This is a genomic window from Corynebacterium sp. LK31, from assembly GCF_014335015.1.
Lineage (GTDB): Bacteria > Actinomycetota > Actinomycetes > Mycobacteriales > Mycobacteriaceae > Corynebacterium > Corynebacterium jeikeium_D.
Map to the genome: position 1 here is coordinate 45,620 of NZ_PDGW01000004.1, position 16,112 is coordinate 61,731.

15 protein-coding genes and 1 riboswitch are annotated in these 16,112 nt (G+C 59.5%); of the genes, 8 read left to right on the top strand and 7 right to left on the bottom strand.

Going from position 1 to position 16,112, the window contains the following annotated elements; translation table 11 throughout:
- The first annotated feature begins 250 nt into the window (after positions 1-250).
- From CRD18_RS00295 to CRD18_RS00315, 5 genes are all read left to right on the top strand, one after another.
- Positions 251-1,522 carry an MFS transporter gene (locus CRD18_RS00295; protein ID WP_187406419.1) on the top strand — a complete coding sequence of 424 codons (1,272 nt, stop codon included), beginning with the start codon at positions 251-253 and terminating at the stop codon, positions 1,520-1,522.
- Positions 1,523-1,642: 120 nt separating this feature from the next.
- Positions 1,643-2,371 (top strand): amino acid ABC transporter ATP-binding protein, encoded by a 729-nt coding sequence (locus CRD18_RS00300; RefSeq protein WP_069359127.1) that lies wholly within the window; start codon positions 1,643-1,645, stop codon positions 2,369-2,371.
- 15 nt (positions 2,372-2,386) lie between these two features.
- Positions 2,387-3,328, top strand: a complete 942-nt coding sequence (locus CRD18_RS00305; RefSeq protein WP_070827669.1) for a glutamate ABC transporter substrate-binding protein — start codon at positions 2,387-2,389, stop codon at positions 3,326-3,328.
- Between the two features lie 19 nt (positions 3,329-3,347).
- The gene (locus tag CRD18_RS00310) at positions 3,348-4,034 is read left to right on the top strand and encodes an amino acid ABC transporter permease (protein ID WP_048733083.1); all 687 of its coding nucleotides are present in this window, start codon (positions 3,348-3,350) and stop codon (positions 4,032-4,034) included.
- The gene (locus CRD18_RS00315) at positions 4,034-4,972 is read left to right on the top strand and encodes an amino acid ABC transporter permease (RefSeq protein ID WP_187406420.1); all 939 of its coding nucleotides are present in this window, start codon (positions 4,034-4,036) and stop codon (positions 4,970-4,972) included. The genes CRD18_RS00310 and CRD18_RS00315 overlap by 1 nt, the downstream gene beginning before the upstream one ends.
- Positions 4,973-5,188: 216 nt before the next feature.
- On the opposite strand, the gene CRD18_RS00320 is transcribed toward CRD18_RS00315, so the two are convergent.
- Positions 5,189-7,000, bottom strand: coding sequence for a BCCT family transporter (locus tag CRD18_RS00320; protein ID WP_070827673.1), 1,812 nt, complete (start codon positions 6,998-7,000; stop codon positions 5,189-5,191).
- Positions 7,001-7,209: 209 nt separating this feature from the next.
- Here CRD18_RS00320 and CRD18_RS00325 point away from each other — a divergent pair, with 209 nt between their 5' ends.
- Positions 7,210-8,796 (top strand): alkaline phosphatase, encoded by a 1,587-nt coding sequence (locus CRD18_RS00325; protein WP_070827675.1) that lies wholly within the window; start codon positions 7,210-7,212, stop codon positions 8,794-8,796.
- 36 nt (positions 8,797-8,832) lie between these two features.
- On the opposite strand, the gene CRD18_RS00330 is transcribed toward CRD18_RS00325, so the two are convergent.
- The 4 genes from CRD18_RS00330 to thiO are packed head-to-tail and all read right to left on the bottom strand — an operon-like array spanning position 8,833 to position 12,329.
- Positions 8,833-10,032, bottom strand: a complete 1,200-nt coding sequence (locus CRD18_RS00330) for a ThiF family adenylyltransferase (protein ID WP_187406421.1) — start codon at positions 10,030-10,032, stop codon at positions 8,833-8,835.
- Positions 10,032-10,877 carry a thiazole synthase gene (locus tag CRD18_RS00335; protein ID WP_187406427.1) on the bottom strand — a complete coding sequence of 282 codons (846 nt, stop codon included), beginning with the start codon at positions 10,875-10,877 and terminating at the stop codon, positions 10,032-10,034. The genes CRD18_RS00330 and CRD18_RS00335 overlap by 1 nt, the downstream gene beginning before the upstream one ends.
- A gap of 29 nt (positions 10,878-10,906) precedes the next feature.
- Positions 10,907-11,140, bottom strand: coding sequence for a MoaD/ThiS family protein (locus CRD18_RS00340; RefSeq protein WP_070601122.1), 234 nt, complete (start codon positions 11,138-11,140; stop codon positions 10,907-10,909).
- 13 nt (positions 11,141-11,153) lie between these two features.
- Positions 11,154-12,329, bottom strand: a complete 1,176-nt coding sequence (gene thiO, locus CRD18_RS00345) for a glycine oxidase ThiO (RefSeq protein ID WP_242458647.1) — start codon at positions 12,327-12,329, stop codon at positions 11,154-11,156.
- 7 nt (positions 12,330-12,336) lie between these two features.
- A riboswitch (TPP riboswitch) is annotated at positions 12,337-12,459 on the bottom strand.
- A 70-nt stretch (positions 12,460-12,529) separates the two neighbouring features.
- Between thiO and CRD18_RS00350 the strand changes: the two genes are divergently transcribed.
- The gene (locus CRD18_RS00350) at positions 12,530-13,288 is read left to right on the top strand and encodes a thiamine phosphate synthase (RefSeq protein WP_076773165.1); all 759 of its coding nucleotides are present in this window, start codon (positions 12,530-12,532) and stop codon (positions 13,286-13,288) included.
- Between the two features lie 6 nt (positions 13,289-13,294).
- Positions 13,295-13,636 carry a cupin gene (locus tag CRD18_RS00355; protein WP_069359121.1) on the top strand — a complete coding sequence of 114 codons (342 nt, stop codon included), beginning with the start codon at positions 13,295-13,297 and terminating at the stop codon, positions 13,634-13,636.
- Between the two features lie 10 nt (positions 13,637-13,646).
- On the opposite strand, the gene CRD18_RS00360 is transcribed toward CRD18_RS00355, so the two are convergent.
- On the bottom strand, positions 13,647-14,348 hold the full coding sequence (locus CRD18_RS00360; RefSeq protein ID WP_242458645.1) for a TrkA family potassium uptake protein: 702 nt from the start codon (positions 14,346-14,348) through the stop codon (positions 13,647-13,649).
- Positions 14,341-15,771, bottom strand: a complete 1,431-nt coding sequence (locus tag CRD18_RS00365) for a TrkH family potassium uptake protein (protein WP_187406423.1) — start codon at positions 15,769-15,771, stop codon at positions 14,341-14,343. Before CRD18_RS00365 ends, CRD18_RS00360 begins: the two co-directional genes overlap by 8 nt.
- Between the last annotated feature and the right edge of the window lie 341 nt (positions 15,772-16,112).

Consider the following 16,112-nt stretch of genomic DNA (forward strand, 5'->3'; position numbering starts at 1 on the left):
CAATCCTCTTGTCGCCTATTTGTCGGCCCTTTAATGGGCCTGCGAGATGTATCTGTTTGTTGAACAGCTCCTATTCTAGCGTGCCGCGGATGGGGTTAAGACCAAAAAAGCGCGTTTGCATCATACAAACCGATTGTTATAATTCGAGCCCTAACTGCATTTTTGCACGATACAAATACCGGAAAACAGTTTTGCCAAAGCACTAATTCCACGATCGTTTTCAAACGAGAAAAGAGACCGTATCTTCAGCATGACAACGCATACGACCACACAGAACAGGCACAAACAGGACGAGCAGCACGGGCAGGACAAGCTCTTCTCCCCCGCGTTCATCATCAGCTGGCTGATTAACTTCAGCATGTACCTGGTGTTCTACCTTTCAATCACAGTCATGGCGCTCTACGCCGTCCAGCGCTTCTCCGCCTCCGATGCCGCCGGTGGCTTCGCCGCCAGTTCTTTCGTGGTCGGTGCCACCATCGCTCGCCTCTTTTCCGGCTACTTGGTGGACACCTTCGGTGGTCGCAGAATCATGCTTGGCTCGCTCGCTGTCATCGTGGCGGCCTGCGCCGCCTACATGTGGGCCGCATCCCTGCCGGTCTTGATTGCAATCCGCATCATCCACGGCCTGACCTACGCATTCGCCTCCACCGCCGTGATGGCCGCCGCCCAGACCGCTATTCCGGCTTCGCGCCGCGCAGAGGGTACTGGCTATATCTCGCTCGGCACCACCCTGGCCACAGCGATTGGCCCAGCTCTCGGCCTGGCCCTTATTGGCTCAGTCGGCTACAGCGTCCTCTTTGCCACAGCCCTCGACCTGTCCATTGTCGGACTGGTGCTGGCACTCTTTCTGCCACAACACAACGAGCCCACCACTGCGGCAACCAAAGACGAGGCCACCGAGGATTCGTCGGCAAGCGAGACGAAGCGCACGTTTTCCTTCGATGACATCATGACGCCGAGAGTGGTGCCAATCGGCCTGTTCATGCTGCTCATCGGCCTGGCGTATGCGGGCGTGATTACATTTCTGAACCGATACTCGCAGCTGAGCGGCCTGACTAGAGGCGCCAGCTTCTTCTTCATCGCCTATGCGGTGGCGATGATGGCGGCGCGTTTCTCACTGGGACGCCTACAAGATCGCCGCGGCGACAACCCCGTCATCGCCATCGGCCTGGTGTGCTTCACCATCTCACTGCTTGTTCTGGCTTTCGCTAGCGCTGACTGGCACGTTATCGCCGCCGGTGCGCTCTGCGGCCTGGGCTACGGCACGCTGATGCCGGCCTGCCAGACCATCTCTGTGCACCTGGCGCCGGCGCACAAGTTGGGCACGGGCATCTCGACGCTGCTCTTGCTTGTCGACGCGGGCATCGGCCTCGGCCCAATCGTGCTTGGTTCGGTAGCCGCCACTATGGGCTTCGACAAGATGTACGCAGGCCTGGCGGTTGTCGTGGTTCTCGCGGCCGTTTTCTACTGGTTCGTGCATGGCCGCAAGCCTGTTGCGAGGCGCCATCGCGTGGATCTTTAGAACTAATTGGTGTGCAGTCACTTTTCACAAGTGAATATCGCACAAGGAACACCGATAGCAGTGATGTGTCGTGAGTCACCTATACTTTTTCACATGACTGAATCATCCACACCACAGAGCATGATTTCGATTGCCGGGGTGAATAAGCACTACGGCGATTACCACGCTTTGCGCGACATCAATCTGGAAATCCCAGCTGGTCAGGTCGTAGTTGTCCTCGGCCCCTCCGGCTCTGGTAAGTCCACACTGTGCCGAACCATCAACCGCCTCGAGACCATCGACAGCGGCGAGATCCGCATCAACGGCAAACTTCTCCCAGAAGAGGGTAAGGAACTCACCCGTCTGCGTGCTGAGGTCGGCATGGTCTTCCAGCAGTTCAACCTCTTCAGCCACATGACCATTCGCGACAATGTCACGTTGGCCCCACTGAAGGTCCGCAAGATCTCAAAAGCCGAGGCCCGCGAGCGTGCGGACAAGCTGCTCGCCCGTGTCGGCATTGCGGAACAGGCTGACAAGTACCCGGCACAGCTCTCCGGCGGTCAGCAGCAGCGCGTCGCCATCGCACGCGCCCTGGCCATGGACCCGAAGGTCATGCTTTTCGACGAGCCCACCTCCGCGCTCGACCCGGAAATGATTAACGAGGTCCTCGATGTCATGACCGACCTGGCCAAGGGCGGCATGACCATGGTCTGTGTCACCCACGAGATGAGCTTCGCCCGCCGCGTGGCCGACCGCATCCTGTTCATGGCCGACGGTGCGATTGTCGAAGACACCGACCCGGAGACCTTCTTCACCAACCCGCAGAGCGATCGTGCCAAGGACTTCTTGGCCAAAATCGTCGGACACTAGGCGGGGCTGGTCACCATGAAGCTTTCACTATTACGAGGAGGCCATGGTCGCAGTCGCAACCAGGGCCGCCGAGGTGTCGTCGGCAAGCGAGTTGCGGCGGCTGTCGTAGCAGTTGCCACGACAATGAGCCTCGCGGCCTGCGGTAGCGGCGGACCCCGAAACCTGCTGGCCGATATCGAAGCCGGGCACGTGACGCTGGGTACGAAGTTTGACCAGCCGGGTCTCGGCGAGCGCACCCCGGACCGTGAGTTCGCGGGCGTCGACAACGATGTTTCCCGCTACGTCATTGAGTACATCGCCAACAAGAACGGTTGGGATGTGCCCGAGATGGAGTGGCGCGAGACCCCGTCCGCTCAGCGCGAGACGCTGATTAACAACGGCGAGGTCAACATGATCGCCGCCACCTACTCCATCAACGCTGGCCGCCTGGCTGCGGTCGACTTCGCCGGCCCGTACCTGGTCACGCACCAGGCACTGTTGGTGCGCGGTTCCGAGGGCATTCAGGGGCTTGACGACGTCGCCCCGGGCACTCGCCTGTGTTCTGTATCCGGCTCCACCCCAGCGCAGAAAGTCAAGGACGCTCTACCGGAGGTGCAGCTGCAGGAGTTCGATACCTACGCCGCATGCGCGGAGGGTGTGAAGCAGGGTGTCGTCGATGCCCTGACCACAGATGCGACTATTCTCGCGGGCTTCGCCCAGCGCTACAAGGAACGCTTCGGCGACGACTTCCGCGTGGTCGAGCTGCGCAACCCCGATGGTTCCTACTGGACCAATGAGTACTACGGCATCGGCCTGCCCAAGGGTGATGATGCCAGCCGTGAGGCCATCAATGAGGCGCTGGAGTCGCTGTACGACACCGGTGAGCTTCAGAAGATCCTGAAGAAGCATTTGGGCGACAAGTTCGAGCTCGACGACAAGCCGGCAATCGGCGATCTGTCGTTCGTAGAGAAGAAGTAGGAAGGGGTGCGAGCAAACAATGAATCCAGAACTATGGAGTGAAATGGGGCCGGAACTGCTTCCGGCTTTCTGGGTAACCATCAAACTGACGATTGCTTCGGCAATTGGTTCCCTGATTTTTGGCACGCTTCTCACCGCTATGCGCGTGAGCCCCGTGGGAATCCTGCGTACCCTGTCGACCTGGTACATCAACATTGTCCGCAATACCCCGCTGACGTTGATTGTGCTGCTGGCCTCGATGGGTCTCTACTACAACTTGGGGCTGCTGCTGGCTGCGGAGAATGACTCCTTCATTGTCAAGCAGAACTTCCGTCTCGCGGTGTTGGCGTTTGTTGCCTACACCTCGTGCTTCGTTGCGGAGTCCCTGCGCGCCGGTATTAATACTGTGCCGTTCGGGCAGGCCGAAGCCGCCCGCTCCCTGGGGCTTAGCTTCGGCCAGAGCTTCCGCTACATCATCTTCCCGCAGGCGTTCCGTGGCGCTATCGTGCCGCTCGGCAACACCCTGATCGCGCTGACCAAGAACACCACGATTGCCTCGGTAATCGGTGTGGCTGAAGCGTCGCTGCTGATGAAGACCATGACCGAAAACTACGCCAGCGATATCCTGATTATCTTCGGCATCATCGCTGTCGGCTTTATTATTCTGACTCTGCCGACCGGCCTGTTCTTCGGCTGGGCTGGCAAGCGATGGGCGGTGAAGCGCTAATGGCTACTCGCGCAACAGTTCTTTACGACGCGCCGGGCCCCAAGGCTCAGCGCTTCAACCGAATTCTCACCTGGATCGTGGCCGCCATCGCGGTTGCGCTCCTGGCGTGGATGGGAATAACCCTGGCCAACAAGGGCCAGTTCGAGGCCAATAAGTGGTCGTTCTTCCTCGAATCCACAACCTGGACCACATACATTCTGCCCGGTCTGGTCAGCACCATTATCGCGGCTGTCGTCTCTATTGTGTTGGCACTGGTTGTTGGCGCTCTCCTGGGCGTCGGCAGGCTGAGCCCGGTCGCGCCGGTGCGCTGGCTGTGCTCGGTGATTGTCGAGTTCTTCCGCGCCATCCCGGTGCTGGTGCTCATGCTGTTCGCCTACTCGGTGTTCGCCATCTGGCAGCTGTTCCCGTCAAGCTACCTCGGCTTTGCGGCTGTTGTGTTCGGTTTGACCATGTACAACGGATCTGTGATTGGCGAGACACTGCGCTCCGGCATCGAGTCGCTGCCGAAGGGCCAGCGAGAAGCCGCGATTGCGCTGGGTCTTTCCCACCGCCAGACGATGGTCACCATTTTGCTGCCGCAGGCCGTCGCCGCCATGTTGCCGGCGATTATCTCGCAGATGGTCATTGCGCTGAAGGACTCCGCACTGGGCTACATGATTGGCTACGTCGAGGTTGTCCGCTCCGGCCGCCAGCTTGGCGAGTACTACGGCGCCATGATTCCATCGCTGGTCGTCGTGGCAATCATTCTCATTGCCATCAACTTCGGCCTGGCCAACCTTGCCGAGCGCATCGAAAGCCAGCTCCGCGCCGGCCGCGCCCGCCGCAACATCATTGCGAAGGTCCCGCATCAGCCTGATGTCGGTGTCACCACCAAGGACCAGGCCAACGTGGATTGGCACGATGAGGACTACAAGGACCTCCGAGGCACCTACGAGTAAAGCTAATCACGGCTTAACGCCACACTTGCTTTACGACGAACACAGCGACGCCGCCCATGGAAACTACTTTTGGTTTCCGCTGGGCGGCGTTTTTGTTTGGCTACGGCCTCTGCCTTCGCTCTTATCGATGCACTACTCACTGATGGCCACGCTACAGCGCAACGATAGGTGAATAGCGTGGCCACAAGTGCCGGGCACTACTGCGACCGTGCTCTACTACGACTCAGACTTGGTCTCCGATTCCTCTGGGCTCTCTGATTCCGACTTCTCGCCAGACTCAAACTCACCTTCAACGACCACATCGGACTGAATAACCAGACGTCCCTCTTCATCGTGGGTGTACTCAAAGCGCGGCAGCTCATTGCCCTCTTCGTCGTAGCCCGGCGCGGGTGCGGCTTCGTGCTTCTCCAACTTCTCTGGAGTATCGGTCTTCTCCCACTGGCGGGTAACCGGCTTGCGCACTGCCATGTGGTCATCACTCATGCCTTTGACCAAGGAGTACATCATCACAAAGTGGAGGAAGAAGAACGGTACACCGATAACAATCACGGCAGACTGCAGCGCTTCCAGTGCGGTTTCACCAGAAATCAGCAGCAGAGAAGCTGCCACAGCACCAATCATGACGCCCCACAGCACGCGGTAGAAGGTCGGAGCCTTGTTTTCCTCACCGGTAGACATCATGTCCATCACCATCGAAGCGGAGTCAATGGAGGTGACGAAGAAGATCATAATCACAAAGAGCGCAAACACACTGACAAGGGTTGCCAGTGGGTACTGCTCCAGCAGGATAAATAGAGCCGGCGAGGGATCCCCTCCTTCGACGACTGGTTCCGTCAGAATGCCCGGCTGCTCATTTTCCAGTTCGAAGCCAGCGCGGCCGAAGATAGAGAACCACATGATTGACACGATTGTCGGCAGTGCAATCACACCGGCAATGAACTGACGGACTGTACGGCCGCGGGAAATACGGGCGACGAACATGCCCACAAATGGCGACCAGCAGATTGTCCAGGCCCAGTAGAAGACCGTCCAGGCGCCCTGTTTCCAATTCGGGTTGACGTCGTAGGAGTCAGTCCAGAACATGATGCGAGGCAGCGCATCCAAGTAGACACCTGTCGTATCGACGGTCTGGCGCAGCAGCGTCAATGTCGGGCCCATGAGCAGCACGAAGACCATCAATGCCATGGCGGCCCAAATGTTCGCATTGGACAACACCTTAATACCTTTGTCCAGACCGCGGGCCACGGAAATCGAGGCAATCACAATAATGATGGCAATCAGAATGAGCTGCACCATCGAGCTTTCCGGGGTACCGATTACACGTGCAGCACCGGAGTTAATCTGCAGCGCACCCATGCCCACCGATACCGCGATACCGACGACGGTACCGATGATGGCGACGGCGTCGATAAGCTTGCCCGGCCATGAGTAGATGCGGGTACCGAGCAGCGGCGCGAAGATGGAGGAGACGCGCGGCGGCAGGTGACGCTTGTAAATGAAGTACCCCAGCGCGAGCCCCGGCAGCGCCATGATGACCCACATGTGAATACCCAGGTGGTAGATGGTAAATGCCATCGCAGTGTTCTGAGCTTCGCGGCTCATCGGCTCTTGACCGAACGGCGGGTTGTAAGCGTGGTTGAGTGGTTCAGCCACGCCCCAGAACATCAGCATGGAGCCAGTACCACCGGCGAAGAGCATGCCGAACCACTCGGCGATGGTGTATTCGGGCTCTTCGTCATCATCGCCAAGCTGGATGCGTCCGTAGCGGGACACAAACAAGCCGATGAGGAAGATAAAGCTTGCCGAGACACCACCGATGAACAGCCAGCCCATGTTAGACGTAACCCAATCGGAAGCGGCCGAGTAGGCATCCCGAGCGGTATCCCCCAGCGCTATGGTCACTGCCACAAAGAGGACAATGAAACCCATCGCTGTCGTGAAGATCAACGGGTCGGTCGGCAGGTTCTTAAGAAAACCGCCCGACTTCTTTTCTTGCGTTTTTACTTGTGGCGTTTGTGTAGATCCCATTATCGGGGTCAGCGCCTTTCACTTCTAGATTGTCTGTCTCAGAAAAGACAGCTCGGAAGACACATTCCTCCCAAGTCGGTTATCTACGTTACAAAAGGAAGCCCAGTCATTCTCAATAACTAAGCCTTTGTGCTGTAATTGCGACTTTTTCCTTCGAGTTCACGCTGGTTTAACTGAACGTCAAAGTGGAAAACCTATCGTTCGACTCCATGCAGCTTTCCCGTCGCAGCGCTCTACGTTTAGGCGCATCCACCGCACTTGCCACTTCAGTCACGCTCGCTCATGCCTCTAGAGCTGCGGCTTCAGCTACACCGGGTTCGCCGTCACTGGCCTCCCCAGGGTTACTGCGTTCTCGGCCACAGCTCACCCACGGCGTTGCAAGTGGCGATATCCGCGGCGACGGCGCATTGATTTGGGCTCGCTCAGACCGCCCCGCCCATATGGTGGTTGAAACTGCTGCAACTGAGAGCTTCCAGAATGCCAAGGTATTCCGCAGTAACTCTCTGTTAACTCCAGACACTGACGGCACCGGACGTCTACGTGTCGTCGGTCTCGAACCGGGGCAGGAAATCTTCTATCGTGTCACGCTCGAAGAGGCAGATACTGGAATCTGCTCTGATCCCGTTATCGGCACCTTCCGTACTGCCCCAAACCGCGCATCCAACATCCGCCTGCACTGGTCCGGCGATGTCGCAGGTCAGGGTTGGGGAATTAACGACGAAATCGGTGGATACACCGGCTTTTCCACCATGATGGAGCGCAATCCAGACCTATTCATTCACTCAGGCGACACCTGCTATGCCGACGGTCCGCTGGATGAATCCGTCACGCTTTCCGACGGCACTGTGTGGCGCAACCATGTCACGACAGCCAAATCCAAAGTTGCTGAAACCCTCGAGGATTATCGCGGCCAGTACTCCTACAACCTCATGGACAAGAACTACTTGGCCTTCAATGCGCAGGTTCCGCAGCTAGTCCAGTGGGATGACCACGAAACAGTCAACAACTGGTACCCCAACGAAGTCCTAGACGATGATCGCTATACCGAGCGCGATGTCAACACCCTGGCCAAGCGTGCCTACCAGGCCTTCCATGAGTGGCAGCCAATTGATCAACAAATGGCTGTAGATGGGCGCGTCTACCGCAAGGTTTCCTACGGCCCGTTGCTAGACATATTCATTCTGGATATGCGCAGTTACAAGGGAGAAAACACTTCCAATAATCCGCGCTCGACAACCGAAGAACCAATCCTTGGCGAAAAGCAGACCAACTGGTTAATCGACTCCCTCAAGGACTCCCGCGCGACGTGGAAGATTGTTGCTAATGACCTACCGCTTGGAATCATCGTCCCCGACGGCGACGATGGTGACCAAGAAAGCGTATCCAATGGTGCCGCCGGTGCACCTGCAGGACGTGAACGTGAAATCGCCCGCCTGCTCAGCGCCATTAAAGATGTTTCAAATGTCGTCTGGCTCACCGCCGATGTGCACTACACCGCGGCTCACCACTACAGCCCAGAGCGCGCACAGTTCACCGACTTCGCACCCTTCTGGGAATTCGTCTCCGGTCCTCTCCACGCGGGCGCATTCGGCCCCAACGAAATGGATTCGACCTTCGGGCCGAAGGTGGAGTACGTCCACGCACCGGGTAAAGACAATGCCAACGCCGACCCCACACAGGATTTCCAGCACTTCGGCGAAGTCGATATCGACGGCGACTCACGCGAGATGACCGTCCGTCTGCTCACCACTCGTGGCACCGAGTTGTGGTCGACAACGCTGAAGCCGCAGGCGTAGGCACACTGTTCAACAGCGCGTGGCGGTAGCCACTAATTAGTGCGTTCCGCCACGCTTTACGACGGTCTCCTGCCCCGCAGCCTGCCAGGCCACAATGCCCCCGTCCAGATTGATGAGCTCCGGTATGGCGCCATCAGCCTCGATCTCGCTGGCCAACAGCTCAATTGCCTGTTGCGAGCGGGCACCCGAGTGGCAGTGAATCAGAACTCGTGGGTAGTTCGACTGGAGGTTCCGCTCAGCCCACGCTTCGCGAATCGCAGCCCACCCGCGGCTGCGAATGTCGCCGAGTGGCACAAGCACAGATTCGGCAATGGCAGCCTCCGCGTGCTCCTCAGGTTCGCGTACATCGATCAGAGGCACCCCCTCGGCAAGAAGCTTGTGCGCCATGTTGGGGCCAATGCTGCGCACGCTCTGCGCCGGGGCCTCCTCATCCTCGGACCATGAAGCTGCGCACACCTGCGCAATTTCGGTCAAGTCGGAAACGGGTTCGCGCTCCGGGTCGGCCGCAAAGGACAGTGTGCGGGTGGTTGCCTCCAGGGCGTCGATAAGCACGAGCTTGCCCACGGCGACCTTGCCGACACCAGTGAGCACCTTGATAGCTTCGACGACCATCATGGAGCCGATTTGTCCGACCATTGCGCCGAGGACACCGCCTGCGGCGCACGACGGCACGGAGCCGGGGTCGGGGATGTCGGGGTAGAGATCGCGAAGCATGGGGCCGTGGCCAGGCCAGAAGACGGACAGTTGTCCTGCGAACTGCAGGATTGTGGCCCAGACCAGCGGCGTTCCGGTCAGCTCCGCGGCATCGGAGGACAGGTAGCGCGTGGCGAAGTTGTCCGCGCCGTCGAGCACTACATCGTGAGTGGCGAAGAGCTCCTCAGCATTGTCGACGCTTAACCTGCCGACGATTGCGGTCACCGACGCCTCGGAGTCAAGGCGCCGCACGGCATCCGCGGCGGATTCGGCCTTCGGGCGACCAATGTCGGACTCACGGTGAATGACCTGGCGCTGAAGATTGGACTCGTCGACCACGTCATCGTCAATGATGGTGATGTGCCCGACCCCTGCCCCAGCCAGGTACAACAGCGCAGGCGATCCCAAGCCACCAGCTCCGATAACGAGGACGCGGGAGGATCGCAAAGTTCGCTGCCCCTCGGCACCAAAGCCCGGCAGTGTTAGGTGCCGCGCGTACCGGCGCAGGTCGCGATCCGAGAGATTGACACCCTGCTCCGCCATTACAGAGAATCCCGCTCGCGTGCGCCGCTGACGCGCTCAGTGATGATTCCCTCAAACGACGAGCTCGCCTGGGCCAGTCGACGCCGTGGAATGCGGCCGGACTCGCGAGCAGTCAGTCCTGCCTCAACGCCGAAGCGCATCGCCGTGGCCATGCCCACCGGATCATGTGCACGGGTCACTGCGGATGCCAACAGCACTGCATCGCAGCCAAGCTCCATCGCCTGCGCTGCCTCAGACGCGGTACCGATGCCCGCATCCAGGATGATGGGCACATTCGCGCGGTCCACAATCAGCTCGATGTTGTGTGGGTTAAGAATGCCCAGGCCAGTACCAATCGGCGAGCCCGCCGGCATGACAGCTGCACAGCCCAGATCCTCCAGCCGCTTGGCCAGCGCCGGATCGTCGTTGGTGTAGGCGAAAACGACGAAGTCGTCAGCTACCAACTGCTCCGCTGCCGCAACCAGCTCGACCGGGTCCGGCAGCAGCGTGTCCTCGTCGGCGATGACCTCGAGCTTTAGCAGATTGGTCTCCAGCGCCTCGCGGGCCAACTGCGCAGTCAGCACCGCGTCACGAGCGGTATAGCACCCCGCAGTATTCGGCAGCGCCGCAATATTGTTGCGCTGCAGAATCTCAAAAACGTTCTGCTTCGTGCCGGGCGTAAAGCGGCGCATCGCCACCGTAGTCAGCTCGGTGCCCGAAGCCACCAGCGCGCGCTCCAGCGTATCCATGCTGGTCGCACCGCCAGTTCCCATAATCAGACGGGAGTTCAACTCCAGTCCGCCAATGCGCAGCGGTTCGCGTGTAAGTCCGCTCGCCGTCCCGGTTTCATTTTCCTGCGCGGACATATTTGCTTGTGCGGAATTCTCGGTCATCTCTAGCCTCCCTGAACTGCTGTCACGATGTCGATTGCACCTGCCACGGGCGTGCTCGCCCACTTGGCTCGCGGGATTACCGCACCATCCACGGCTACCGCGATTCCCAGGCGGGTGCCGTCCGCGGCAGTGCCGTCGTCGTTAAGCGCGTGCCCCGTGTGCTTTGCGACGAGATCTGCGACCATCTCCCCCGCAGCCGGTGTGTAGCCTTCGCCATTGAGTGTTGTGGTGGACATAAGCGAGCCTCCTCTAATCGCTGAAGCGGAATGGATTGACGGCGGAAAGAAGCACCGGGTCGTTGTCAGTTTCCCGACCTGCGACGACATCGGCCGTGAGCTTGGAACCGATGGCCGTAAGCAGAATGCCGTGACGGAAGTAGCCGGTGGACACGGTCAGTCCTGGAGCCACGCGGCCAATCATGGGGACATCGTCCGGGGAACCCGGCCGGGCGCGGGCGGTCATCTCGTAGATTTCGCAGTCGAGAATGCCGGGCACCAGGCGGTATGCGTCGCGGAGTAGCTGGTGGACTCCTTCGGCGGAGACACCGGTCAGGTCATCTTCACGCGAGGTTGCGCCGAGCACGACGGTGCCGTCGGCACGCGGGACGATATAAACCGGACGCCCCTGAACCACACCGCGAATAGTGCGGGTGACCAGCGGCTGCAAGCGCTCCGGCACCCGCAGACGCAGCACATCCCCATAGACCGGGCGCAGCGGCAGATTCAGATTCTCCGGCAGACCGGCCATATCGGCGGTGTTCAGCCCCGCAGCCAAAACGACCTCATCGGCGAGGTAGTCATTTCCGTCCGTACCGCGCAGCCCAATGGCTTGGCGGGGGTCGGCATCGGAAGCGTAAATAACCTCTTCCGCGCGAGTGCGGATGACGCGGTCTCCCAGAATGGTCAGCAACGCCTCGGCGAGCAGACGCGGATTGACCTGGTGATCTCCCGGAATATCCACCGCACCAACACAGCCCGGCCCCAGTGACGGTTCTGCCCGGCGCGCCTCGGTGGCGGTGATGCGGTTGATCTCCATGCCCATGTCATGCTGCAGCTCAACGAGCTCGCTGAGTGTCTGCCGGTCGGCGGCATCACCCGCACAAACAAACGTGGAATTCTCGATATAGCCAACATCGTGGCCCGATTCCTCGGCGATGGCCTGGGCAAAGCCGCGGTAGAGCTTGCCCGACTCCACCATCAGCGGATACAGCGTCGGCTGATCCCACACGACTTCGGCCACCGGCGCCAGCATGCCAGCTGCGGCGAAAGTTGCGCCGGAAACGGGCTCGGCATCGAGGACAGTCACATCGAATCCCTGGCGGAGTAGTCTCCATGCCGTCGCCAAGCCGATAATCCCCGCGCCTGCGATAACAACGCTCGACGACGTATCCCCTGTGCCGCCCTCAGTTGTCGAGGCGGCACCCATAGCGGCAGCATTCACTGCCATTCCTCCCTCCGGCGGCATAACCCGCATCAGGTAAAAGCGGTCGGCGTTATTCGCCCTCTCAGCCAGCGGCATCTCATCGATACCGAGTACGGCTCCCGCGGAACGTGGTACTCCCCCATCATATGACTTCGGGCTCACCGCCACGACACCGCATCCCCAACCTCGCCTAACATGGGGACATGAACGCCTCATCAGCCGCCACTCGCACAACACGACGCGCCCTGCTTGCCGACGCCCGCCTGTACCTCTGCACCGACTCGCGCGCATCCCGCGGTGATCTGCGCGAATTCCTGCACGCCTGTTACGAAGGCGGCACCGACATCATCCAGCTGCGCGACAAGAAAGTCGACACCCGCGACGAGATTGCCGCTGTGGAGACCCTCGCCGAGGTCGCCACTGAACACGGCAAGCTCTTCGCCGTCAATGACCGCGCCGACATTGCCGCGCTGACCGGCGCAGACATCCTGCATGTGGGTCAGGAAGACCTTACAACCGAGCAGGCCCGCCAGATCGTTGGCCCCGAGGTTCTCATCGGCCGCTCCAACCGAAATCTGGACATGTTCGCCGCCTCGCTTGCCGACGATGGCATCGATTACGCGGTAATCGGCCCGGTGTATGCCACCCCGACGAAGCCCGACCGTCAACCCGTCGGAGTCGAGATGGTCCGTGAAGCTGCGGCACTCGTGCGGAGGGCGCGTGCACAGGGTTCAGCGGAGTCCCACCAGGATTCCGTGGCCGATATTGTGCGCCCGCACGACCGCGGCGCAAGTGACCCGGTCAAGCCATGGTGGGCAATCGGCGGTATCAACGCCGAGACCGCCGGCGAAGTTATCGCCGCTGGCGCGGAGCGCATTGTGGTGGTTCGCGCACTAACCGAGGCAGCAAATCCGGAAGAGGCAGCGCGTGCTCTGCGCGCTGTGGTTTCACCAAGGAGCTAGGACGCTGTGAATATTAATTCACAACAAGACGACCTTCTGACTCAAGCTAAAGCGAATAGCAACGGCCGCGCTGCGGAAATTGTTGTCCACGACGGCTCGCTACGCCAGACTCTCATCGCACTGACTGAAGGAACTGAGCTTTCCGCCCATAACTCGCCGCCCGCAGCCTCGATGCTTGTGCTTGTTGGCGAAGTTGAAATCACCGGTGCCGATGAAACCACGATTTCAGAGGGCAATCTCAAAGTACTCACCCACGTCAAGCATGGCGTGAAAGCTCTAACAGATTCCGTGTTTTTGCTGACCACGGTCACAGGCGTCGACGGAATCGACAGCCACGGCGACAAGTAGCAATCAGCGCCTACTCCCCGGCGAATGTCTCCAACTGCCGAATGGCGCCCGAGACAATCAATAGGTCACCTGCGGTAATGCGGTCGTCGGCAAGCGCAGGGCGGAAGCGCTGACCGCGCTTTTGCACGGCGACAACCGTAATCGGTGCGCTCTGGTTAATCTCCGCCACGGTCTTATCCAGGCAATGGATCGGCGGCGCGACCTTACCGACTGCGTAGTCGCGATCGAACTCCAGGAAGTCCTGGACCTTGCCGCCGATTAGGTGCGCAATACGACGGCCGGTGTCTGCCTCCGGGCGAATGACGTGGTGCACACCGATCTGGCCCAGAATCTTGGCGTGGGCCTGGTTATCGGCCTTTGCCCAAATCATGGGCACCCCCATATCCACCAGCGCAGACGCGGTCAGCAATGAAGCCTCAATGTCACTGCCGATGGCGATAACAACACGTTCGGCTTCATCGACACCGAGCTGCTTCAGTACCTCCGGCATGGTGGTGTCGGCGGTGACCACGTGGTCGAAGGTCGAGGACAGCTCCTGAACCACCTTTTCGCGATGGTCTACGCAGAGAACCTCGATACCGCCAGCGACCAGCTCCTCGCCGAGTGCCTGTCCGAAACGCCCCATACCGAGGATGACAACAGGCGAAGAGCTGGCTTGGTTGGAGAAATGATCTGCAAAACCAGCAAACGGGTTGAATTTCGAGTTAGCCAATGAAGGGCCTTTCTTCTGGATATTCGTAGACGCGCTGGCGTGGGCGGGCGGCCAAGGCCGTCGCCAAGGCGATTGGGCCAACACGTCCGGTGAACATCAGCACGATGAAGATTGCCTGTGCTGCCACCGGCAGGTCGGCGGTAATACCTGTGGAAAGGCCTACCGTGGCGAAAGCACTGATTACTTCAAAAAGAATTTGGTCAGTAGAAAACTGTGGTGCTAGGAAACTGACGGCGATTACTGCCAGGAATACCTGGCCGATACCGAAGGCAAGGACTACGAGAGCCTGGCGCAGCACCTTTGGGTTGAGGCGCCGCCTAGCCACGGACACGGAGGTGTCACCGCGAATCTCCGCGAGAACAGCGGCGAGAATGACTGCCGACGTCGTGATTTTCACGCCACCTGCAGTACCACCGGTGCCGCCGCCAATGAACATGAGGAAGTCAGTGCCCAGCAGTGTCGATGGGTGGAAGTCCGCGTAATCGAGCGCGTTGAACCCCGCGGTACGCGGGCTCACACTAGCGAAGAATGAGTTGAGTATCTTCTCCCCTGTAGTGAATCCAGACATGGCATTGGACCACTCACCAAATGCCACCATGATTGTGCCCAAAGCAATCAGCAGGATGGTGCCTTTGATAGTGAAGCGAGTAGTCAGAGACCAGCGTTTAGGCAACTGCCCTCGCGTGCGGACACTAAGCCACGCTTTCAGGTGTCGCCAAGCCTCGAGCAGAACAGAAAAGCCCAGACCACCAACGATAAGAGAGAAGGCCAGCGGCAAAAGTATCCAGGCATCACTGTGGAACCCAATGACGTTGTCCGTATACAGAGCAAAACCGGCATTGTTGAAGCTTGAAATGGCATGGAACAAGCCCTCCCACGCAGCTCTCCCCCAGCCGTACCCATAACCTAGGTGGAACCGCAGCATAAGTGCCACTGCCACAACAAACTCCACCAACAGCGTGAAGCTAACGGCAGCACGGACAACCCATGAGATCTCGCCCATGTCCATACCGCGGCCCTCAACGCGCGCACCGGCACGGCGGTTAAGACCGAGCCTTCCCGCTACGAAGAGGCCAAAAAGTGAAGCCAACGTCATGAACCCGAGGCCACCCAGCTGAATCAACAACATGATGACGACTTTGCCGAAGGTTGACCAATGGGTAGCCGTATCTACGGTGATCAGGCCGGTCAGGCTTGTTGCCGAGGTGGCTGTGAACAGAGCATCAGACAGCGCCGTGGGCAGGCACAGATTCCCAGGGCTCGGGGCACAGTGCCCCGTGGGGTGGCTATTGGCCGCCGAAATCGGCAGCATTAACAAAACCGTGCCAGCGGTTATGAGGGCGACATAACACCACACCACCAACGTCGTGGGACGAACTCCCCGACGTGATTTAGTGGCCTGCCGCGACAGCGTAATCACCATCGGAACGTTAGTCCTCGTGGCCAGCGATGTCGAGGGGAATGCTGATATTCCGCCTCTGCATATGCCGGGACTTAGCGGGGAGCTGCTTTACGACCCCAGACACCGTTGCAATATCCCGTACACATTTCGCGCCCCATCCCCGCCCCCACACCCCACCCCGCTTTGGCTACTGCGGAAACCTTGAGTTATGGTCAGATTCATGATGACACCCCTGATGAACACACCCGCGCCGTGCGGCGCACAGTGGTGGTGGCTCGCTTAAGTCCGCGAGCAACGTCACGTCATCTCATTAATGTCGACGGCAAACCCGTCAAGTACGAGCTCGCAAGAAGATAAATCTG

Bases quoted from the DNA above. Each gene is read 5' to 3' on its own strand.
- CRD18_RS00295 (WP_187406419.1), top strand. From the start codon at position 251: ATGACAACGCATACGACCACACAGAACAGGCACAAACAGGACGAGCAG.
- CRD18_RS00300 (WP_069359127.1), top strand. From the start codon at position 1,643: ATGATTTCGATTGCCGGGGTGAATAAGCACTACGGCGATTACCACGCT.
- CRD18_RS00305 (WP_070827669.1), top strand. From the start codon at position 2,387: ATGAAGCTTTCACTATTACGAGGAGGCCATGGTCGCAGTCGCAACCAG.
- CRD18_RS00310 (WP_048733083.1), top strand. From the start codon at position 3,348: ATGAATCCAGAACTATGGAGTGAAATGGGGCCGGAACTGCTTCCGGCT.
- CRD18_RS00315 (WP_187406420.1), top strand. From the start codon at position 4,034: ATGGCTACTCGCGCAACAGTTCTTTACGACGCGCCGGGCCCCAAGGCT.
- CRD18_RS00320 (WP_070827673.1), bottom strand. From the start codon at position 7,000: ATGGGATCTACACAAACGCCACAAGTAAAAACGCAAGAAAAGAAGTCG.
- CRD18_RS00325 (WP_070827675.1), top strand. From the start codon at position 7,210: ATGCAGCTTTCCCGTCGCAGCGCTCTACGTTTAGGCGCATCCACCGCA.
- CRD18_RS00330 (WP_187406421.1), bottom strand. From the start codon at position 10,032: ATGGCGGAGCAGGGTGTCAATCTCTCGGATCGCGACCTGCGCCGGTAC.
- CRD18_RS00335 (WP_187406427.1), bottom strand. From the start codon at position 10,877: ATGTCCGCGCAGGAAAATGAAACCGGGACGGCGAGCGGACTTACACGC.
- CRD18_RS00340 (WP_070601122.1), bottom strand. From the start codon at position 11,140: ATGTCCACCACAACACTCAATGGCGAAGGCTACACACCGGCTGCGGGG.
- thiO (WP_242458647.1), bottom strand. From the start codon at position 12,329: ATGGGTGCCGCCTCGACAACTGAGGGCGGCACAGGGGATACGTCGTCG.
- CRD18_RS00350 (WP_076773165.1), top strand. From the start codon at position 12,530: ATGAACGCCTCATCAGCCGCCACTCGCACAACACGACGCGCCCTGCTT.
- CRD18_RS00365 (WP_187406423.1), bottom strand. From the start codon at position 15,771: ATGGTGATTACGCTGTCGCGGCAGGCCACTAAATCACGTCGGGGAGTT.